Origin of the sequence: Mangrovibacter yixingensis (assembly GCF_020523985.1) — a bacterium.
Taxonomy (GTDB): domain Bacteria; phylum Pseudomonadota; class Gammaproteobacteria; order Enterobacterales; family Enterobacteriaceae; genus Mangrovibacter; species Mangrovibacter yixingensis.
On record NZ_JAIVKM010000003.1, the window covers coordinates 246,798 to 268,483 of the forward strand.

Below are 21,686 nucleotides of genomic sequence, written 5' to 3' on the forward strand. Positions count from 1 at the left end.
TCATTCCACTGGCAGGCGAATGTTATTCAAACATCATGAGAAACCATCGCATTTCATTGCAGGATATTGCTACGCTGGCAGGTGTCACCAAGATGACCATCAGCCGCTATCTGCGTACGCCGCACAAAGTCTCACGCGAGACCGGAGAAAAGATTGCCAGCATCATTGAAGAAATAAACTACGTGCCTAACCGGGCACCAGAAATGCTGCTTAATGCCAAGAGTTATACTGTTGGCATCCTGATTCCTTCCTTTCAAAATCAACTGTTTTCCGACATTCTGGCCGGTATAGAATCTGTCACATCAGGCCATAATTACCAGACACTGATAGCTAACTACAATTACTGCCAACACTCAGAAGAAGAGCAGGTTATCAACCTGCTCTCTTACAATATTGACGGTATCATTCTCAGTGAAAAACACCACACAGTGCGTACCAGCAAGTTCCTGCGAGCGGCGCAAATTCCAGTAGTTGAAGTAATGGATACCCAGGGTAACAGGCTGGATATGGAAGTGGGTTTTAACAATAAACAGGCCGCTTACGATATGGTAAATACCATGCTGGAAAAGCGCCAACGGAAAAAAATAGCCTACCTTGGTTCCAAAGACGATGTCAGGGATGAACAACGTTTTCAAGGGTACAGTGAAGCCATGGTCGAGGCCGGGTTACCTTGCCTGCGCATCAACCCGCACTCTATTTCATCAATTCACCTTGGTTCCCAGATGCTGCAAGATGCACTGGCACAATATCCTGATCTGGACGGTGTATTTTGCACCAACGACGACATTGCAATGGGCGCATTACTGTGGTGCCACATGCAAAATATTCGTGTACCACAAACCCTGTCAATTGCTGGCTTTCACGGGCTGGAAATGGGTAAGCGCATGATACCAAGCCTTGCCAGTGTGATTACTCCACGGTTTGACATTGGGCGCACTGCAGCGCAAATGCTGTTGAAGAAAATAGTGGATGACGAAATCGTGGGTGACAGTGTTGATTTGGGCTACCAAATTTATATGGGTGATACCTTGTAAAATGGCGCCATCGCGGCGCCATTTTCAGATTGATGAAAAAGAAGGGAAAAGCGTGGTTTTTCCTTCTTTTTAGTTAGCAGCCGAAAATCAATGATTTGATTTTCCTGGTTTTTCATTGGGTGACATCCTATCGTTCTGTGCAGACATGAAGTTTGTCATCAGACTCAAAATGGCGCCATTACGGCGCCATTTAAGGATAAAACCGTTACTCTTTAACTGTATTTTCCAGGAAGAAACGGCCTAACGGGTTCTGGTAGAAACCCTTAATGTTCTTACGGCTGACATTACGGTACGGGCTGTAATACAGATCAATCCAGTTCACATCGGCTTTCGCCATTTTTTGCAGATCGATATACATCTGCTCACGTTTTTTCGGATCCATTTCCAAACGAGCTGCAGCAACCAGCGCTTTCACTTTCTCGTTGTGATAGCGGGTCATGTAGTTCATGTTGGCGTCATGGCCTAACACAAATGTGGTTTTTTGGTCAGGATCCAGAATGTCGTTAGTCCAGTACATTACAGAAATATCGTATTCACCGGCCACCAGCATGTCCCAACTTTGGCTTGGATCCACTTTCTGCAAGTTCACTTTCACCCCAGCCTTCGCCAGTTGCTGTTGCAGCAGAATAGCGATTTGCTCATCCACTTCATCACCGGCATTCACGACATAATTCAGCGTCAAATCTGAAGCCCCGGCAGCTTTCAGCATTGCTTTGGCTTTTTCCGGATCATAAGGGCGACGCAGATTATCGCTGTAGTGGTACAACGCACCGGCAGGAATATAGGAGTTCGCCACCTGGCCGTAACCAAAGGTCACCGTTTTAACAATCGCGTCTTTATCAATAGCGAAATCCAGCGCCTGGCGCACAGCAACTTTACCGAGCGCGCCGTGTGAATGGTTGATCAGCAAGTGATCTTCACGAGTGGAAGGATCCAACTCGACAGTCAGATTTTTATCTTTCTGCAATGAAGCAATACGCGAGAATGGCACGGTGAGTGCGGCATCCAGTTCACCAGCCTGCACTTTCAGCATACGGGTATTATCATCCGGAATGGTCAGCCACTCGACCCCATCCAGGCTGACATCTTTCGCCTGCCAGAATAGTGGGTTTTTCTCCAGAACCACTTTCTCGCCGCGCACCCACTCTTTCACCCGGAATGCACCGGAACCAACAGGTTTTTCAGCAAACTCGTCTTCCCCTTCCGTTTTCAGTGCTTTTTCTGAAATAACGGATGCATTCGGTAATGCCAGTTGCGACAAGAAAGGTGCGGCAGGCGCTTTCAGGGTAATCACCAGCGTGCGGTCATCCGGGGTTTCCACTTTGGCGATATTACTGTAGGAATCGCGCCACAGTGACCCTTCGTTATCACGAATACGCAACAGGCTGAAAGCCGCATCGTGAGAAGTCAGAGGTGAGCCATCGGAAAACTTGGTATCACGGATTTTAAACGTATACACCTTACCATCGGGTGAAATCGTCCAGCTTTCCGCCACACCTGGCTCAAGTTTGGTGCCGGTTTTATCTACCCGAATAAGTGGGTCGAACACATTAGAGAACACCCAGTTATCCGCGTTCTGCGCCGATTTAATCGGGTCGAACGTTGTACTGTCTTCACGGCGGCCAATGGTTAAGATACCGGCAGCCTGCGCCAGTTCACTCACGGCGCTCAACGCCAACAATAACCCTGCTGCTGCCAATTTAACGTGCTTGCGCTTCATTCAACACTCCCCCAGTCAACGGAAATACAGTCTCTTCGCCTGCATGGGCTAACACGCAGGTCCAGCTATGGTCGGCAACATGCCGGGTCTGTGGTGGTGCGCCAGTGCAACATTGTGCCTGGGCATACGGACAACGCGGATGAAACGCACACCCAGCCGGAATAGCTATTGGGCTGGGTGGCTCACCGCCCAGTGGCTGGGCAGGGAGCGGTTTATCCGGGTCGATTTCGGGAATCGCCGCTACCAGAGCAGCGGTATACGGGTGGCGCGGTTGAGAGAACACCGTTTCAGACGGCCCCTGCTCAACAATGCGCCCCAAATACATCACCGCCACGCGGTCACACAGGTGGCGGACAATAGCCAGATCATGGGCGATAAACAGAATCGCCAGCCCCATTTTCTCGCGCAAACTCATCAGCAAATTAATGATTTGCCCCTGAATAGAGACATCCAGCGCAGCCACACATTCATCTGCCACAATTAAGCGCGGCTCTATGGCCAGCGCCCTGGCAATACCCGCTCGCTGGCACTGCCCACCGCTAAGTTGGGCGGGTTTGGATGCCGCCTGCATGGGGCTTAATCCCACTAATGTCAGTAGTTCATCCACTCGACCGACAATATCCTCTGTGGGAACCTTCCGGTGTACCCGCAACACTTCAGCAATGCTTTCGCCAATAGTCTGTCGTGGGTTCAGTGATGAAAAAGGATCCTGAAAAATCATGGCTGTTTGCTGGCGCAGCCGGGCAACATCGCTACGTAACCCATGGGTAATACGCATACCGTCAAACCGTACTTCGCCGCTTGCCGGGCGTTCCAGTTGCAGCAGCGCCCGGCCTAAAGTGCTTTTACCGCTACCTGATTCGCCCACCAGCCCCAGTGTTTCACCTGGCGAAATCGTCAGGCTCACCTGATTCACCGCATGTACAACACGACGCGCACGGCCCCAACCGCCTCCGGCAGGAAAAGTTACGCTCAGGTTTTCCGCTTCCAAAAGCGGCCAGCTTTCCTGTTTCGCCATTACCCCTCCCGCTGTGTTAATGGTTGATATGGGTGAAAACAGGCCGCGGCATGAGCAAGGCTATTCTGTGTATAGTGCAGTGCAGGTTGTTGATGGCGGCAGGCTTCACTGGCAGCCTGACAACGCGGGTGAAACCGGCACCCTTCGGGAAAATGATTAGCAACCGGTGGCTGGCCAGGAATGGTTTTCAAGTGCCCGGCACTGCCTTCACTTTGTGGCTGGCAATCAATCAGCCCTTGTGTGTATGGGTGCGCCGCATGGTGGAGCACTTCGCGCTTTCCTCCAACCTCACACAGCCGCCCGCCATACATCACAGCAATACGGTCACAGGTTTGCGCCACCACCCCAAGGTCGTGAGTAATCATTATCACTGCCACACCCAGCTCGCTGCGTAAGTCACTCAACAAACGCAGGATCTGCATCTGGACAGTAACATCCAGCGCGGTAGTCGGTTCATCGGCAATCAGCAGGCGTGGCTCAGCCGCCAGCGCAACCGCTATCATTGCCCGTTGCCGCATACCGCCAGAAAACTCATGTGGGTAATTTTTTGCCCGGTTTTGTGGGTCAGGAATGCCCACCTGGCGCAGAAAATCCAGTGAATCCGCCCGCGCCTGCTTGCGGCTGGCACCAAAGTGCAAACGGCGGCTCTCAGCAATTTGTTCACCGACTGTCATCACCGGGTTGAGGTGGCTGGTCGGGTTTTGGAAAATCATACCGATTTCCCGCCCACGAACACCCGCCATCTGCGCCTCATTCAGAGCAACAAGATCACGCCCGGCAAGGGTGATACTCCCCCCGCTAATGCGCAGCCCCTGCCCAGGTAACAAGCGCATCAGCGCACGGCAGGTCACCGTTTTACCCGACCCACTTTCCCCAACAAGGCCTAACATTTCCCCTTCCGCCAGACGAAAGCTAATGCCATCCACCAGTGTTACCTGGTTTGCGGTTGTCACGGTCAGTTGTGAGACATCCAGTAACGTCATACGCGTTCTCCTAACCGGTCACCTAACCCATCTGCCAGCAGGCTGAACCCCATAGCCAGTAACACAATTGCCAGCCCAGGGAATGTCGTTATCCACCAGGCAGTAGTCATAAAACTCTGCCCTTCTGCCACCATCACGCCCCATTCGGCTGTTGGCGGCTGAACGCCTAACCCGAGATAACTCACCGCAGCGCCATTAAGCAGAACCAGCACACAATCAGACATGGAGAACACCAGTGCGCCTGTCAGCGCGTTGGGTAATAAGTGGCGAAACAGAATACGGGTGTGGCTGTATCCCAGGCTGCGTGCGGCGAGAATAAAATCACGCTGTTTCATGGTTAACACCTGCGCCCTCACCAGGCGGGCATAAGACACCCAGCCCACCATTGCCATCGCAATATAAAAACTGCCAAGCCCCGGCCCCAGAATGGCGATGATTGCCAGCATCAGAACCAGGAAGGGAAAAGCCAGGACGATATCAATGACACGCATTACTACTGCATCCACCACACCGCCCAGGTAGCCAGAAAGCGCCCCCAGTATCGTTCCCAGCGAGAATGGGAAAATCACCCCCAGCAGGCAGATTTGCAGATCCACGCGCGCGCCCCACACCACGCGGGAAAAAATATCGCGCCCGAAGTTATCGGTACCAAACAAATGGGCACTGCCAGGGGGAACCAGGCTTACAGATGGGTCCTGGTTAATCGGGTCAAAGGGAGCAAGCCACGGGGCCAGAATTGCCGCCAGCAACCACAACCCGATAATACAGGCACCCGCCACCAGTGCATGCTGGCGGGGAATAAACCGGCGGCGCCACTGAGCCACACTTGCAGGCAAAGTCAGGTTCATAGTTTCACCCTCGGATCCAGTGCAACGGTAAGCACATCCGCCAGCAAGTTAACGGTGACGGTTGCCAGAGCAAAGACAATCACCACACCCTGCACCACCATGTAGTCGCGGCTGAAAATCGCTTTAATAAGCAACTGCCCCATTCCGGGTATGGCAAACACACTTTCGATGACTACCGTGCTGCCAATCAGCCAGCCAATATTGACAGCTAACAGGTTGATGGTCGGTACCAGCGAATTCGGTAACACATGCCGCCAGAAGATGCGTGATTCCCGCTGGCCGCGGGCTCTGGCTGCCACCACATAATCACTGCCCATCTCCATCAACAAACTGGCACGAAGATTACGAATCAGCACTGCCGATAACGCCAGCGCAACCGTAAAACACGGTAATGCCATGTGGTGCAAACGCTCAGTCAGTTCATCGCCATAACCTGAAACCGGAAACCAGCCCAGCGTTACGCTGAACACGATTATCATCATTATTCCCAGCCAGAAGGCGGGAAAGCCCAGCCCGGCGGTGGTAAACAAGCGAATGCATTGATCCCACACGCCGCCACGGTGGCGCGCAGCCATGGCAGCCAGTGGAACAGTAATAATGATTGCCAACAGGACACTCCCTGCCACCAGCCAGACTGTCGGTTCCAGTCGGGAGCCAATCAACTTCAGGGTATCAACCCGGTAAACAATGGATTTGCCCAGCTCACCATGAAGCAAGTTGCGCAAAAAATAGAGATACTGCACCCATAAAGGTTCATCCAGACCAAACTGGGCACGAATACGGGCCAGTGCTGCGGGGGTACTGCGCACACCTAATAAAATTCGTGCCGGGTCACCCGGAATGGCGCGCACCATGGCAAAGGTGATAATGCTTATCCCCAACAGCACAGGCAGCAGTTGCAGGGGGCGAAACAGCAGGAACCGGTAACGGTGCATCAATCACCTCCGCTGTTACGCTGGCGCTCAAGAAAATCCAGCAGGACCGGGTAATAGGCCTGGGGTTCTTCATAAAACGGCATATGGCTGCTATTGGGGAACACATGGATCTCCGCCTGGGGCAAGCCCTGTTTCATTTTCATTGCACAGGCGGGAGTCAGTTCATCATGCTGGCCGGTGGTAATAAGGGTTGGAACCTTAATCATGTGCAAATCAGCACTGCGGTCCCAGTCTTTTAAATTACCGGTATAAAGAAACTCATTCGGCCCCTGCATGGTTTCGTAGGGCCCCATATTCCAGTTATCCAGCGAGCGTTTTATTGGTGCGGGCCAGACATCAAGACGGCAAACATGGCGGTAATTCAGCAAAGTGACCGCAGCCTGGTATTGCGGGTGATCCAACCAGCCCAGCGCTTCATAACGCTGCATCATTGCAACCGTTTCTGGCCCCAGAGCTTCGCGCAAGCGATTTAGCTCTTGCACCAAATGGGGCATATCCGCCACGGTATTTTCGAGAATCAGGCTACGAATTGCACCGGGATGGTGCAAGGCCACTTCAATCGCCAGCCAACCGCCCCACGAATGCCCCAACAAATGGACTTTGCCAAGATTCAGCGCACGGCGTACCGTTTCAACCTCTTGAACATAGCGCTCCATTGTCCAGAAACGCGGGTCCTCTGGGCGGTCTGATTGTCCGGTACCCAATTGGTCAAAAGCCACCACCCGGTAACCTTGTTGTTTCAGGCAGGAATGTGCTTCACGTAAGTAATCGCAGGGCAACCCAGGCCCACCATTCAGGCAAAGTACCACGTCGTCACCTTCCCCAAACTCCCAGGCAACCACGTTGTAGCCATTAACCGTAATATCATGGCGTTTATCTGGCTGAATTTCGCTCCACATCTTTTCCTCCGGTGCCCGTCATTCAATTTGCGGGTGTTTTTCTTACGCTAACGGCTTCTCCCGCCACTGAACAGTTAGCAAAAATACTAGTTTTGCCTGTCGCGCCAGTACAAAAAACATGCAACTCATGGCACTGTATTTGCATATAAAGCGTTACAGACTGAAAAGGTTTTGCACAAACCATGCCGCTCACGGCACAGGCAGGAAATGGAGGGGAACATGCAACCAGCTATTCAGCACCCTGGCTCATCATTTCCCAATGGACTGGATGATGCGTTCACTGCACTTTTCGACCAGACACAGACGCTGGGTTTTGACGCTGTTATTTATGACTACACACCGGTCCCCCGTTCACTGGAAGGGGATCTGATCACGCCATCATTGTTACGGATGCACAACGTACCGGAAGATATGCGCCAACGCTGGTGCGACCAGGGTTATTACCAGGTTGACCCAGTACAACACTGCGCACTGGAAAGCTGCGCGCCTTTTGTGTGGTCTTATCAACGCCCGGATTACACATCTTTGCGCGGGCGGCTTAACGACCAGCATGAACCGGTTACCCATTACATGCGCGACCACGATATGCCTTGTGGGGCGACTGTACCGCTTCACTTGCCTCAGGGGGGTTTTGTTACCCTGACCGGGATTCTGACGGCACCTCATCAGGAACGGGATGTCATGGACAGCCTGGCGCAACTGACCTTTATCGCCCACCGTTTTCAGGAAAGCGCATTTCCGCTATTCGATGCATCAATGCTGACTTGCCGCCATGTCAAACTCAGCAACCGCGAACGCGAATGCCTGGCCTGGTCCGCAGAAGGGCTAACTGCCAAAGAAATCGCCCGCAAGTTACACCGCTCAGTCGCCACCGTAACATTGCACCTGAACACCGCGGCGAAGAAGCTGGGTGCCAATAACCGGGTTCAGGCAGTGGTACGTGCACTGCACTACCGTTTACTGGACAGTTAAGAACTAGCATTTTTACTAGTATTCACTGCATGCAACTGCGTTCTACCCTGAGTAAACATTCACATCACAGGGTAAACAGCAGCCATGTATACCATCCAAGAGGGCTATGCTCCGTTTCGGGAATACCAGACCTGGTTTCGTATTTGCGGCAATCTCCATACGGGGCGAACGCCTCTGGTGGTCGCCCATGGTGGCCCGGGTTGTACCCACGACTATGTTGATGCTTTTCGTGATATCGCCCGCACCGGGCGGCCCGTGATCCACTACGATCAACTCGGCAATGGCAACTCCACGCACTTGCCCGGCATGCCTACAGATTTCTGGACACCTGCGTTGTTTCTGGAAGAACTGGATAACCTGCTGAAGCATTTAGGTATTGAACAGGACTACGCGCTTCTTGGGCAATCCTGGGGAGGAATGCTGGCAGCCGAGCATGCAGTACGCCAGCCTGCCGGACTGAAAGCACTGGTCATCGCCAACTCACCGGCATCCATGGCACTCTGGTTGTCGGCGGCGGCCAAACTGCGTTCTGAATTACCACCAGAGGTTCAGGCTACCCTGCTGGAGCACGAAACCGCAGGTACACTGAACAGCGAAGCCTATAAAGCCGCCAGCCAGGTATTTTACCAGCGCCATGTTTGCCGCCTTGATCCCTGGCCGGTGGAAGTACGCCGTACCTTTGATGCCATGGATGAAGACCCAACGGTTTACCATGCCATGAACGGACCAACAGAATTTCATGTTATTGGTACAATGAAAGACTGGACCATTATTGACCGGTTAAGCGCCATTACTGTTCCAACTCTATTAATTTCCGGGCGTTACGACGAAGCCGCCCCTGAAGTGGTACAACCCTTCGCCGACAACATTGCCGGTGCACAGTGGGTAATTTTTGAAGATTCAAGCCACATGCCTCATGTCGAAGAACGTGAGCAGTGCATGAAAACTGTCAGTAACTTTTTGACAGCCAATTTATAATTTTTAGCGCCAACACCACCCCTTTGCGGTTTCAGTGAACACCATGAAACCGCTTCACTCCCGCCCGCCAAATACTAAATGTTCTCTTTGCCAGGTTGATATAGCGCAGTTTTTCACGAACAGTTTGCATGCAAAATAAAAATCAAGCTCATAATTAATTTGCTAATTATTTAGCGTTCTCATCAACACGGGAGGAGGCACATCATGCTCAGGCAACTCAATGCATTTCTGGACAAACCCGATACCGGCAAACTCCTGTTACGCCTGGCTATCGGCTTTATGATGTTGTTTCACGGTGTCCACAAAGTGATGGATGGTATTGGGCCAATTATCAGTATTGTGGAAAGCCACGGGATGCCAGGCTTCGTGGCCTGGGGAGTTTACCTGGGAGAAGTTGTCGCACCGGTGCTGCTGATAATGGGTCTGTTGGTCCGCCCGGCTGCTCTGGTGATGTGCTTTACCATGTTGTTCGCCTGGCTGAGTACAGACCCCGGGCTGATTTTCACTATCACAAAAGTGGGGGGATGGGGACTTGAGGAGATTGCGTTCTTCTTTTTCGGCGGGGTAACCATTGCCCTGCTGGGCGGAGGGCGCTTCAGCGTGGCAAGCAACCCGGCGTTGCGCTAACCATAACTTCACCGCCGGGCGAACCGGCGGTGAACAGTAAACACACCAACTTACTCATTAATCCGCGGGTGCTGCTGAACCAGTTTTGTCCGTTTAAGCTGGAGTTCAGCGATTTCTGCATCGATTTCCTCAATTTTCTGCTCAATGTTATCGTGGTGCTCTTTGAGGATCTCTTTTGCTTCCTGAATATCCGATGCCGCAGGCGTTGCGCCTTTCAGTGGCAAATTCGCCGTTTCTTTCATTGCCAGCCCGGTAATAAGCCCAATCACAGCGATCACCATCAAATACCATGCTGGCATCATCAGGTTACCTGACGTTTCCACCAGCCAGGCGGCAAGTGTGGGAGTCAGGCCAGCAATCAATACCGAGATATTAAAGGCGCTGGCAAGGGCGCTGTAACGAATATGGGTGGGAAACATTGCAGGTAGTGAAGAAGCCATCACCCCGGTAAACGCATTCAGGATAACGGCCAAAATCAACAACCCGGCAAAAATTAACCCAATCACATCACTATTAATCAGTTTAAACGCCGGAATCGCCAGGACTAATAAGGCAACACTGCCGCAAATTACAAACGGGCGGCGCCCAAACCGGTCGCTGAGTAACCCCATTACAGGCTGTACAAACAGCATCCCAATCATGATGGCGATAATAATCAACACACCATGGTCTTCTGAATAATGCAGGTTGTGGGACAAATAGCTCGGCATATAGGTCAGCAACATGTAATACGTCACGTTGGTCGCAATAACTAACCCAATACACGCCAACAGACTGCGCCAGTGTTGTGTTGCTATTTCTTTAAATGAAATCTTCGGCCCTTCCTGCAATCCCTGGCGATCCCCTTGTTCAAGCTTATCGACGTGTTGCTGAAACGCGGGGGTTTCTTCCAGGGCATTTCTCAGATACAAACCGATGATTCCAAGAGGCAATGCCAGGAAAAAGGGCAAACGCCAACCCCAGGCCATAAAATTATCCTGGCCAACAACTGCGGAGATAAGTACCACCAAACCAGCGCCCAACACAAACCCGGCTATCGACCCAAAATCCAGCCAGCTCCCCATAAAACCACGCCGCCGGTCAGGTGAATATTCGGCAACAAATATGGAAGCCCCGGTATATTCTCCACCAACCGAAAAGCCTTGAGCCATTTTGCACACTAACAACAGCACAGGAGCCCAGATACCAATCGTTTCATAACCCGGAATTAAGCCAATCCCGAAAGTACTGAGCGACATAATCACAATCGTAATTGAGAGAATCTTCTGGCGGCCATATTTATCGCCCAGCATCCCGAAGAACAACCCACCGAGTGGGCGAATTAAGAACGGAACAGAAAATGTCGCTAACGCTGCTATCATCTGTATACCGGGGCTGGCATCCGGGAAAAAGACCTTACCCAGCGCATAAGCAACAAAGCCGTAAACACCAAAATCAAACCACTCCATAGCATTTCCTAAAGAAGCGGCGGTAATGGCTTTACGTAATTTAACGTCATCAATAATAGTGACATCACTCAGGGCGATTGGCTTAATTTTTTTCCTTGCTCGAATCATTGACATCCTCTTTTTTTTATTAACTATTTTCCTCTTAAAGGCAGGTTTTAAAAACCTGTATTCGGGAACGATTACTCGCTTATCCCTGGCATCACACATACAAGTGGATGTGTTATAGAATAGCAGATTCATCGATTTACATTTTTCTGCTTATTATGTAAACAAAACAATTAACAACCAACAAAAATAAACAATTAAAACAGTAATATAAAATCATATCTCAAAAGCAAAAAACTGACTTCAGCTGATTTTTATTACTAAAAATCAGTGCAATCTTAAACACCCTATTAAATTAAGGGTTTTATTCTAAAAAAATACAGAATACAGACTATACAAAATCAGAATTACACGCCTGCCCCAATGGCGAAAAACGGCTGTTTTCATCCCTGTTAATTCAGAACGAAACGAATACCAGGCAAGCCCTGCATTCTTGAGTATCAGTGCAGCACCAACCCGGTATTAAGCAACTCCCACTGCTTTATTCACACCCGTTTGGGCGGGCCGGGCTGGGAGGCCTTCGTGCAGCCTATGGCATTGCACACCAGTGGTTACTGGGCAGAATCCGTTTTATTGATGGCAGCGATTTTTCGCCAGAAAACGAAGCATTGAAGGAATAAGAGAAGAAAACCCGCTACCGGCATACCGGTGGCGGGTTAGGTTATCAGGGCTGGTAAATCAGGTTAATCGGCGCATCAGGCAGGTGCGTAAAGTGAGTCACGATATAGTGGTAATCGGCTGTTGGGTCGATACCTTTCATCGCTTCCGGGTAGAAAATCTTACCCAGGATCTCCAGCCCAATAATGTTCCATGGGTGGTTATAGAAGTGGTGGTAAATCCCTGCCACATGCCCGGCCTGCACAGCCGGAATACCGGCAACGGCATTGCGTGCCAGTAAAGCATCAAACTTGGTTTTAATAGCTGCCCGGTCTGTATTGTAACCAAACGGGATTAGCGGGTTCTGCGCATTACCACGTTTGGAACCCGTCATCAGGTAAAAATCCGGTTTCATGGCAATAATTTTTTCCGGGTTAATATACCCACTGGCTCCCGTTAACAACGACGAGCCAATGTTACGCCCACCCGCAGCTTCCACCAGCCCACCCCAGCCATTGTGCCCATGGGTAAAGCAGCAAGCTCCGGATGTGCCGCCAATACCGGCAATAGGTTCAATAAAGACTTCGGGTTTCTTCTTTTGTACGGCAACAATCTGCTGGAGTTTAGCCAGGCGCTGTTGGTAGAAGTCAGTATAGGCTTTCGCCTGTGATTCCCGGTTCAGCACCTTGCCTAGCAACGTAATACTGGGCAGTGTGTTTTGCACCGGGTGCAATTCGTAATCCACAAACAACACCGGAATATGCAGCTCTTTTAAACGCCCCAGCACACCGGTTTGTTCCAGTGCAGGCTTTGCCCGCAACTGAGCAATCATCAGATCCGGCTCACTGGCAATTACCGTTTCATTATTGACTTCACCCTGGTCAGAAAAACCCATATCCGGAATTTTTTCTGCAGCAGGCCAGGCCTTACGCAGAATATCCCAGGTTTGTTCATCCTGTTTTTTTAACAAGTTATTCCAAGCGATGACCCGGTGAAACGGGTTATCCCGGTCCAGCAAAGCCAGCGCCATCAGGTCGCGCCCATCCTGCAAAATAATATGTTGCGGTTCATGGTTCAGTACCACTGTACGGCCATCAATATCTTTTACGGTGAGCGGATATTGCGTGGCAATCGCCGCAGCAGGAAGCAACAATATCGCCACAAAGCTACTGCGCAGTAGCCGGCCAGCCCATTGTTTAATCATATTCAGTCACTCATCCCTTAAAAAGGTGTACTCACACCTGTAACCCCATTAGCTGGGAAATACAAATTAGAATGAGAAGTGTTATCACAATGAGTGCATAACCGTAAAGAAACTTAAGGAAAGTCTCATTATCTGTTGAGTGATTGTTGAAGTAGGGTCGGGTTTGGGTAATCAGGATAATGAAATATCGGAAAATAAATTCCCGCCCGGCAATATGCGGATAAACTTCTTATGCAAATCAATCTGCCGTTCATCACAGAGCAACTGAAACGCACGGTTAAGCGTAGACAAAGACATGCCAAGCAGTGCAGCAAGTTCTTTCTTGATAAGCGGCAGGCGTACATAACCATTGCCTGTTGGTGCTATACCACAAGACTGCCACCACATTTTTAAAAATGCAGCCAGGCGTAATTTTGCCTCAGGTACCATCAGGCACTCTTCCCAGTGTTGCTTGCTGGAAATAGTGCGAGAAAAAACCTTAAGTATTTGCAGTGTGAAATCTGGAATAATCTGGCTCAAATCATATACTCGGCCAATTGCTAACTGGCAATATTCTACTTCTGTTGCACAAACCGCCGAGTAAGAATAATACCCTTGAGAAAAATCCCCACCAGACAATAACTGACCAGGAAAAACCACACCACGAATATTGCTATTTTCATCGCACAGTTTAACCACACCTTTTTTCAGCACAGAAAGTGATTTAAATTTTTGTTTATACTCAAAAATATAAGTATTCCTTCGTGCTACAACTGCTGCCTTAAGGCTATCAACAAACAGCGGCTCGTGACGAGAGCTATTCACTGAGCATATTTCACCAAGAGCGCATTTTGTTGCGTATTGGCAGGAGGGATGAATAATAGACATAATTAGCACCTGAAATAACAGGTTACTATCATAATAAAGCTATATTATTTTTTCATTTTAAAATCACCAGGATTAATCCACCCAGCATTATTAATTTAAAGTTATTTATAATTATTCAGGCATTAGCACCCTGTGCGGTTACAGGCTTATATGTTAATAATAACGGCTCAGCGAACCAGGAAAACCACATATCCCCGAAACCATGCTGAATCGCGAACCTCACCAGGCACACTTCCCCAGCGCCCGTTTTCAACCAGGCCAATGCGGAAAGGAATATGCAGCCCTTGCAATGCGGGTAAATAGCGTTGATAGCCAGGCACCGTGCGCCTTCCCTGATATGTCTGCACCACAATTTCATCAATCGGTAACTGGTTTAGTTGTGCCACGCTTCCCGTTTGAGCCCAGTCCAGCAGACCGGTAACGCCTAAAGAAAAATTCGCGGGCATTTGGTTGCGAACACGCTGCAAAAATTCGCCATATTCAGCTAAACGCCCGGTTGCGGCATCAAAATCCAGTTGCAAGCCCACGACAGTATTCCCGGCCTTCTGCCAGCGCACCAACAAGTTAACCATGCGGCCAATTTGTGCATCAGGCACCGCCAGTGTTTCCAGGCGGACAGTCAGCCAAATATTTGGCACTTTCAGGTGGGAGACAGGCTGCCCCTGGCGCATAAAAACCGCGTTTCCGTGCAGGTTTAATACCTCGCCCTGGTGGAGATACAAGGTGCGAATGGCAGGTAACCCACCCGGTAAACGCCTGCCCGACCACAACCAGAATGCATCATAGTGGCTGGGGGCAACTGTGTCTGGTGCTGCTGAGGACTGAGCCACAGGGAGAGCCCCCAGCAGAAGCCCGGTTACCAGTAATAGCGCAGCTGTTTTGCCCATATATTCCCAGGGTAATCACGATGAAGCTGATTAAACCACTGCCTGCGCTGGGCTTTACTCACATCCTGGCCGCCACAATCGTTATACCCTGAAGGGGCGTAACACATCACCGCCCGGTAAAGCGCAAAGCTTTTATCTTCCGGCTCACTGTTTGGGTTGTTAATCACCTGGCGGTAAAGCGCCATACGGTCAGGCTGGATGACGGGTTTTTGGCGTTCTATTGCAGTATCGAGCCCTGCATTACCACCACTTTCTGGCCAGGTATTAATTTGGGCGTTTGTGGAACGGATAAATTCCCCCAGGCAGTTCAGGCTGTGACTACCCGACGGGGATTGAGCCAGCGACTGAACCGTATCGTGCAAAGGGTGGCAGTAATAGCCCGTTTCTGCTGTTTTCCCATCCCAGCCAAATTGAGCCAGCGAAACATCACTGAAATCGTCGCCTCCAGCCGGGTGAGCAATGTTATTTTTCAGCGCGATATCTGCCAGCCAGGCAGAATAATCATGGGCCATCAAATCACGCATCAGCAAAGTATGTAACGCAATAGTGCGCTCATCATCATTCATTCCTTTGCTGACTTGTTGGCGAAGTAAATCCGGTGAGGCCAGGGTTTTTAGCACCAGTGAACGGTAGCGCAGGTTCGTTACCGGGCTACCTGCAGCAAACAGGCGGCCGACATTTTGTTGTTCCACTTCAACCGCAGCCACCTGTGCTTGCAAAAATGCCCGACGTTCCCCATTTTGGGTATGCGCCAGCAAGCTTTTCCAGTGCGCCAATGCCTGGGGCCACTGTTTTAACGCCATTTGCGCATAGCCATACAACACCTGCTGGCTGAAGCCGGGCAAATCATCATCACTGACCTCAGCCTGCGGTGTTACCGCTGCTAACACTGCCTGGTAATCCTGCTGCTGCCAGTACAACCAGGCAATATGCAAATAGTCGCCCAGAGGTTGCCTGCCAGCCTGGTTAAACAATAGTTGCAGTTCTTTAAGAGAATCGGCGGTAATTTTCGGGCCAGAGCTACTTGTACGATAGTACTCACGCAAAAAACGCAGCGACTGAGTGAAAGAGAGTAATGGCATTTTGGCATCCGACACAAAATCGTTGTCAAACCCCAAACCATAGCTGTCACGGCTCAAAAACTTGCTGTCTGTTTCGGCGACAAGGTTCTTCAGAGAAGTGGCATCCGGAGCATGCATGAGTGCTGTTTCATACTGTGGGCCAAGCACTGGCCAGTCTTGTAAGTACCATGCAATACGCCGTTGTAACCCCACAGCGGAATCTCTATACACCCCATTCGGCCATGCCGCGAGGTAGGCCTGAACATACTCCAGAGCCTGGTGAACCTGTTGCTTATTCACACTTCGGGCATCAAACATGTCGTATTCATCTTGTGCAGACTGGGTACTCATATTTAATGCTGTGCGAATTAGCATGTAGCTGGCCGCCTGCGCAACCCACTGCTGCGGGTTTTTCGCTAACTGGCTGAACGTGTTCAGGGCAACAGAATAATTCCCGTAGTAAAAAGCGCGGGCAGCAGATAAATAACGGTAAAAAGCCCCGGCGGCAGAGTCTGGTGCCCAGGTGGCACTCCCCACATGGTCATTGCTGTCTACAGCATTCCCTTCTGCCAGCAATGCCAGGCGAATTTGGGCCAGTGCTTTGCGCTGCTCTGCCGTCAATGCGCTTTCTGACTGTAAAGCCGCAATGAATGAGACAGTAGATGCAATTGAGTTAGACACGAAGCGGGTATCCAGCTCGTCCGCTTCTGGCACATTGAGTGTTTGACCAGGTATACCCAACGCGGCCAACTGGTTTTTTAATGCAGAAAGCGCGGTATCTTCTGGTGCGGCAGTTGGCACACCCACTGATGCATCATAGTGGTAACCGAAATGGACGTTGCGCACACGGCTGGCATCCAGAGGGAAAGCATACACTGGCAAGGCAAAATGCTTCTCGGCACTCACCAGGCGCAGCAAGTTATCATTGGTATCGTTATCTACATCCAAAAAAGGTAATCCCTGCAACGGGCAGTACGCCACGCCCCAGGGGCAAGTCCCCTCATCTGAAGATGCCCATGCTGTTGGCAGGCTGCCAACCAATACCAGTAAAACCGCCCCCAGTTGTAATCCCCTGAAACGCATAATTTTCCCTGTTTTGTTATACCGCCAGCACGTTGTGTTTACACCATGGTGGCTTTATGCCCGTGGTTACCCTGCCACTGAAAACCGAAAACACCGGGCGATTTATGATTGCCGCGCCGTATAGTGCCAGAGTAACCCACTGAGACCTATAAGAAATTTCTCACCAAAACAAAAACCACTTGATTAAAAAGGTTTTTATTCAATTACGCTGTGGCATAACTGCCGGGTACCGACTCAATCAACGGACATTTCATACTGCACAATAGGTAGCGGGCGATATCCGGCACGCACAAACAACGCAGCCAAATATTCAGGCACAGAAACAACCGAGGTGAGGTGTGGATAATGCCAGGCGAGGGAGAGCAACAATGCGCAGGCTTCCCCTTGCCCACGAAAAGCAGGATCCGTAAAGATAAACCGGAGTTGTGGAACGCCACCCAATTCACTCACCACAGCAACCGAATGGCCAAGAACCCAGACTTTGCAAGGCAGGCCGCATAACGTTTCCGGGGCGAGCATCCAGGGAAGACTAACTAGCCCATCAGCATACACTTTCACCAGCAACAAACGGGGGTCACAAGTTTCATCCAGCTGTTGAGCCCCTGCATTATTGCCTTCATGCGGAGCAATAAACCCCATCAGCCGTTGTGTAATCTGAAACCCAAAGGATTGATACAGGCGAATGGCGGGCATATTGTTAGCCAGCACCTCCAGGCACAAAGTACGAGCACCTTGTTCCCGAATGCCATCAAATAATTTTTCCAGGCACGGCTTCGCAATTTTTTTGCCACGCCACGGCTCTGCTACCGCAAAAGCCGCCAGTCTGGCATGCCACCCACGGCGTGCTACCAACCCAACAGCAACCGGTTCACCATTCGCAAGCCAGACTCCCGAATCAGCAAGGCAAACACTTTCAGCGCTGAAACGGCGCGTAAACACCGGTTCGGAAAACGAAACAGGAACGGAATACCCCACAAAGCAGGCATTCAGCAAATCACAAAGCTGTGTGCTGGTCCAGGTACTGGCAGGGCTGAATTCCGGCTGCATAAGTCAGTTCCTTTGAGTGGAATATAGAGGTGAGCATAAGTCAAAGCCGACCATCTTTCACCCACCCGAATTGTCACTATGCGCAAGCTTTCTCACTTTTTAATGAAGAGCACCTACCGGTATCCACCTGCCCTTGTATGTTTCAAGTTACTGGTCGAACGGGTAAAAAATCCTGCTGCGTTGTACCTGGCTTACCGCCAGAGTTAGCTGATTCATTCCCGTTAACAGACCTTAACCCTCACCAGCCTGATTAGGACACCGCCCTGTTACGCCTCTGCAGCCAAAAGGCAGCAAATAACACCAGCACCCAGACAGGCAACAGAATGGCCGACAGGCGCATGGAATCCATGGTGCACATTAACCCAAGAATCAGTAACATAAAGGCAATACACAGATAATTACCCACCGGGTAACACAGCGCTGGGAAGCGGCTGTCACGGCCTTTGCGCCGCATGGCGGCACGGAATTTCAAATGCGCCAGGCTTATCATAAGCCAGTTGAGCAACAGTGTTGCCACCACCAACGCCATCAGCAAACCAAATGCTTTTTCAGGCAACAGGTAGTTAATCACTATCACCAGCGATGTAATAATCCCAGACAGCAATAATGCATATACCGGCACCCCTCGTTTATTCACACGGGCCAGGAAAGCCGGGGCATTTTTCTGCACTGACAGACCAAACAGCATACGGCTATTGGAATAGACACCACTGTTATAGACCGAAAGCGAGGCAACCAGAATGATGACATTCAGTACAGAAGCCACCAGGTTGCTATCCAGTTCATGGAAGATCATCACGAATGGGCTGCTGTCTGCTTTCACATTCAACCAGGGATAGAGCGACAACAGAACAATCAGTGATCCGATATAAAACAGCAGAATACGGTAAACGACCTGGTTAATCGCTTTAGGAATAGTGGTTTCCGGGCTATGCGCTTCCGCGGCGGTAATCCCAATCAATTCCAGGCCACCAAAGGAGAACATAATGACCGCCAGAGACATGATAAGCCCGTGGGCTCCGGTGGCAAAAAAGCCGTCGAAACGCCACAGATTGCTGAAACTGGCCTGCTTGCCACCATGGCCAGAAAACAGCAACCACAAGCCAAAAGCAATCATCCCAATAATTGCCAGCACTTTAATAATGGAAAACCAGAATTCCATTTCTCCATACAGGCGAACATTCGCCAGGTTTACGGCATTAATAGCAATGAAGAACACTGCCGCCCAAATCCAGGTAGGCACATGAGGGAACCAGTACTGCATATAAATGCCTGCGGCGGTAAGTTCAGCCATACCCACCAGCACAAACATAACCCAGTAGTTCCAGCCAGATAAAAACCCGGCGAAAGGGCCCCAGTATTTATTGGCAAAGTGAGCGAAAGAACCTGATACCGGTTCTGCCACCACCATTTCACCCAACTGGCGCATAATCAGAAAGGCAATAACCCCGGCCAGTGCATAACCCAAAATCACGGCAGGCCCTGCCATTTGAATCGCTGGCCCAATGCCTAAAAACAGCCCGGTACCAATTGCCCCACCCAGCGCTATCAATTGAATATGGCGGTTTTTCAGCCCCCGGTGCAGTTCCTGGTGGTGCCCGGATGTCTCCTCCGTTAGCAACTCACCGGTATGTTGTGACGTATTTGCCACGGTTTTCCCCTGTCATGTTTCGTAAAGGCGCATCTTTTAACACTTCAGGCGCGTGGCGGCAAGGAATGCGCCCGGCAGGTGATTATGCGGTTTTACCGGTATTGTTTATCAAGAGGAGATAATGAAACCGGCCAGGAATCCTCCCGGCTGGTTTTATTCATGGCTTGCCAAAGTGCAAACCTGCTGCTGCGTCAGAAATTAAGGCTGGCACCCAACCCTGCCACAACGGCATTTTTCACAGCGCTGTTTGCTCCGGGAGCAGCGACATATTGAATGTTAGGACGAATAGTCAGCCAGTTTGTCGCATTAATTGAATAGTAGAGTTCGTAATCATATTCCGCGCCATGAATCACTGGCAGGTAAGTGGCGTCGTTATAGTCGCTGACCCCGTTATATTCATTTTCACGCTCCAGCATCCGGCTATAGGCGGAATTAACATGTAACCGAGCCGCACCCAGGCCAATTTCGTCTTTCGGCCGGGACTCAAACATCCCTTTCCAGGCCAGCGCTACCGTCTGAGTGTTATCCAGTTTTGACGTGCGTTTGTCGTTCATAATATTACTCAGCGTAAGCGTCAAACCACGGTGGTTATCATGCCCTTGAGCAAACAGTTGTTGCTGGATGATAAGGTAACCGCCATATCCATGGGCTTCAGATGAATAACTGCCATCTTGCCAGGTATGGTATACCGACCCATGTGCAGAAGTATAATAACCGCCCAGCCGATAATTGCCTTTCAGATGGTCCGGCCCCAGTTCAGGTTGCCAGCCAAGCTCAAAGGGAACCAGATTTCCATCGGAATCAGTAAATTCAAAACGGAAACCATCCCCTTTGTCGTAGTTATACGGATTTTCATTATATAACCCGACCTGGAAATAAACTTCTGGCGTAAAATTGATTTTAGCCCTGGCCATCCACTGGGAAACTGGCCAGTTCATCCAATAGTTACCACGAGATTTTCCGGGTATGCCAGGGCCAAGTGCTAAATTCTGGAAGTGAGTTTCGATAGACCCAAAGTCTTCACCCACAGTGGCTCGGCCAACTTTAATATCCAGGCGGTCATCCCAGAACCCTTTTTTCAACCATAACTGGGTTAAACGCCAGGTCTGCCCCCGTCCATAAACCTCCTGAACAGAAGACAACATTGGAGTGCGTGAATCACTCAAATTATCTGAAAGATTCTGCCCGTTGCGATCCGTGATAGTTGCCTGAAACTCCGTGTCCTTCCAGCACAACAGTTTGTCCAGATCCAGATGAGTATTAAACATCCACTGATCGGTATAACGTGCCGTAGTGTGTTTCTGGTAACCATCAAGGTTCGTCGCCGCCTCCATGACATAATTTACATTGAAATCTATGCCCTTATCGTGAAGCTCACTACGCGTACCGCCCCAGTCTCCCAGCATCCACGGTGAATCAACTGCAAAAGGATCGGCAGCCCATGCGCCAGAACAGACTAACGACAGCATAATACCAGCTGCTAATTTATTTTTTGTCGGTAATAATTTCATACATCTATTTCCAGGTAAAAGATTCAGTACCCTTGCAAAATTTATAAAAAACAAACAACAAAAAACGCTTTCACTACGACAGAAAGCCGCAGTAAATAACGAAAATACCTGAACAGATTTTTAATCAGAGAGTGCCATTTTACCCGGACAAAATAATAACGACATTAAACCAACGACTGTAATATACCTACTTCATTTACCTACAACAGAG

Annotated in this window: 19 protein-coding genes; 5 read left to right on the top strand and 14 right to left on the bottom strand. The window is 50.3% G+C overall.

Going from position 1 to position 21,686, the window contains the following annotated elements; genetic code table 11:
* Window positions 1-35: 35 nt before the first annotated feature.
* Entirely contained in the window at window positions 36-1,034 is a 999-nt protein-coding gene (idnR, locus tag LC084_RS15010) for a DNA-binding transcriptional regulator IdnR (protein WP_226571998.1), read from the top strand.
* A gap of 205 nt (window positions 1,035-1,239) precedes the next feature.
* On the opposite strand, the gene LC084_RS15015 is transcribed toward idnR, so the two are convergent.
* The 6 genes from LC084_RS15015 to LC084_RS15040 are packed head-to-tail and all read right to left on the bottom strand — an operon-like array spanning window position 1,240 to window position 7,437.
* A complete protein-coding gene (locus LC084_RS15015) occupies window positions 1,240-2,754 on the bottom strand; it encodes an ABC transporter substrate-binding protein (RefSeq protein WP_226571999.1) in 1,515 nt (504 codons plus the stop codon).
* A complete protein-coding gene (locus tag LC084_RS15020) occupies window positions 2,735-3,772 on the bottom strand; it encodes an ABC transporter ATP-binding protein (protein ID WP_226572000.1) in 1,038 nt (345 codons plus the stop codon). The genes LC084_RS15015 and LC084_RS15020 overlap by 20 nt, the downstream gene beginning before the upstream one ends.
* Window positions 3,772-4,755, bottom strand: a complete 984-nt coding sequence (locus tag LC084_RS15025) for an ABC transporter ATP-binding protein (RefSeq protein WP_226572001.1) — start codon at window positions 4,753-4,755, stop codon at window positions 3,772-3,774. Before LC084_RS15025 ends, LC084_RS15020 begins: the two co-directional genes overlap by 1 nt.
* Complete coding sequence (locus tag LC084_RS15030) at window positions 4,752-5,603, bottom strand: ABC transporter permease (RefSeq protein WP_226572002.1); 852 nt, start codon at window positions 5,601-5,603, stop codon at window positions 4,752-4,754. The genes LC084_RS15025 and LC084_RS15030 overlap by 4 nt, the downstream gene beginning before the upstream one ends.
* Window positions 5,600-6,538: an ABC transporter permease gene (locus LC084_RS15035; RefSeq protein WP_226572003.1), complete on the bottom strand. Its 939-nt coding sequence runs from the start codon at window positions 6,536-6,538 to the stop codon at window positions 5,600-5,602. The genes LC084_RS15030 and LC084_RS15035 overlap by 4 nt, the downstream gene beginning before the upstream one ends.
* Window positions 6,538-7,437, bottom strand: coding sequence for a proline iminopeptidase-family hydrolase (locus LC084_RS15040; RefSeq protein ID WP_226572004.1), 900 nt, complete (start codon window positions 7,435-7,437; stop codon window positions 6,538-6,540). The genes LC084_RS15035 and LC084_RS15040 overlap by 1 nt, the downstream gene beginning before the upstream one ends.
* Window positions 7,438-7,656: 219 nt before the next feature.
* On the opposite strand from LC084_RS15040, the gene LC084_RS15045 reads away from it, so the two are divergent.
* The 3 genes from LC084_RS15045 to LC084_RS15055 all read left to right on the top strand — a co-directional run bounded on the left by LC084_RS15045 (window position 7,657) and on the right by LC084_RS15055 (window position 10,014).
* The gene (locus tag LC084_RS15045) at window positions 7,657-8,409 is read left to right on the top strand and encodes a helix-turn-helix transcriptional regulator (protein ID WP_226572005.1); all 753 of its coding nucleotides are present in this window, start codon (window positions 7,657-7,659) and stop codon (window positions 8,407-8,409) included.
* Between the two features lie 84 nt (window positions 8,410-8,493).
* Window positions 8,494-9,387, top strand: a complete 894-nt coding sequence (locus LC084_RS15050; protein ID WP_226572006.1) for a proline iminopeptidase-family hydrolase — start codon at window positions 8,494-8,496, stop codon at window positions 9,385-9,387.
* A 204-nt stretch (window positions 9,388-9,591) separates the two neighbouring features.
* On the top strand, window positions 9,592-10,014 hold the full coding sequence (locus tag LC084_RS15055) for a DoxX family protein (RefSeq protein ID WP_226572007.1): 423 nt from the start codon (window positions 9,592-9,594) through the stop codon (window positions 10,012-10,014).
* 50 nt (window positions 10,015-10,064) lie between these two features.
* On the opposite strand, the gene proP is transcribed toward LC084_RS15055, so the two are convergent.
* Window positions 10,065-11,567, bottom strand: a complete 1,503-nt coding sequence (proP, locus tag LC084_RS15060; protein ID WP_226572121.1) for a glycine betaine/L-proline transporter ProP — start codon at window positions 11,565-11,567, stop codon at window positions 10,065-10,067.
* 443 nt (window positions 11,568-12,010) lie between these two features.
* Here proP and LC084_RS15065 point away from each other — a divergent pair, with 443 nt between their 5' ends.
* Window positions 12,011-12,187, top strand: coding sequence for a hypothetical protein (locus LC084_RS15065; protein ID WP_226572008.1), 177 nt, complete (start codon window positions 12,011-12,013; stop codon window positions 12,185-12,187).
* Window positions 12,188-12,231: 44 nt separating this feature from the next.
* Here LC084_RS15065 and LC084_RS15070 read toward each other — a convergent pair whose 3' ends face one another.
* The 7 genes from LC084_RS15070 to LC084_RS15100 all read right to left on the bottom strand — a co-directional run bounded on the left by LC084_RS15070 (window position 12,232) and on the right by LC084_RS15100 (window position 21,475).
* Window positions 12,232-13,368 carry an ABC transporter substrate-binding protein gene (locus tag LC084_RS15070; protein ID WP_226572009.1) on the bottom strand — a complete coding sequence of 379 codons (1,137 nt, stop codon included), beginning with the start codon at window positions 13,366-13,368 and terminating at the stop codon, window positions 12,232-12,234.
* Between the two features lie 171 nt (window positions 13,369-13,539).
* Window positions 13,540-14,235, bottom strand: a complete 696-nt coding sequence (locus LC084_RS15075; protein ID WP_226572010.1) for a Crp/Fnr family transcriptional regulator — start codon at window positions 14,233-14,235, stop codon at window positions 13,540-13,542.
* 167 nt (window positions 14,236-14,402) lie between these two features.
* Window positions 14,403-15,122 (bottom strand): DUF3142 domain-containing protein, encoded by a 720-nt coding sequence (locus LC084_RS15080; RefSeq protein WP_226572011.1) that lies wholly within the window; start codon window positions 15,120-15,122, stop codon window positions 14,403-14,405.
* The gene (locus tag LC084_RS15085; protein WP_226572012.1) at window positions 15,092-17,266 is read right to left on the bottom strand and encodes a hypothetical protein; all 2,175 of its coding nucleotides are present in this window, start codon (window positions 17,264-17,266) and stop codon (window positions 15,092-15,094) included. The genes LC084_RS15080 and LC084_RS15085 overlap by 31 nt, the downstream gene beginning before the upstream one ends.
* A 234-nt stretch (window positions 17,267-17,500) precedes the next feature.
* A complete protein-coding gene (locus tag LC084_RS15090; RefSeq protein WP_226572013.1) occupies window positions 17,501-18,313 on the bottom strand; it encodes a GNAT family N-acetyltransferase in 813 nt (270 codons plus the stop codon).
* Window positions 18,314-18,563: 250 nt separating this feature from the next.
* Window positions 18,564-19,934, bottom strand: coding sequence for a phenylalanine transporter (gene pheP / locus LC084_RS15095; RefSeq protein ID WP_226572122.1), 1,371 nt, complete (start codon window positions 19,932-19,934; stop codon window positions 18,564-18,566).
* Window positions 19,935-20,155: 221 nt separating this feature from the next.
* Entirely contained in the window at window positions 20,156-21,475 is a 1,320-nt protein-coding gene (locus tag LC084_RS15100) for a carbohydrate porin (protein ID WP_226572014.1), read from the bottom strand.
* Window positions 21,476-21,686 lie beyond the last annotated feature (211 nt).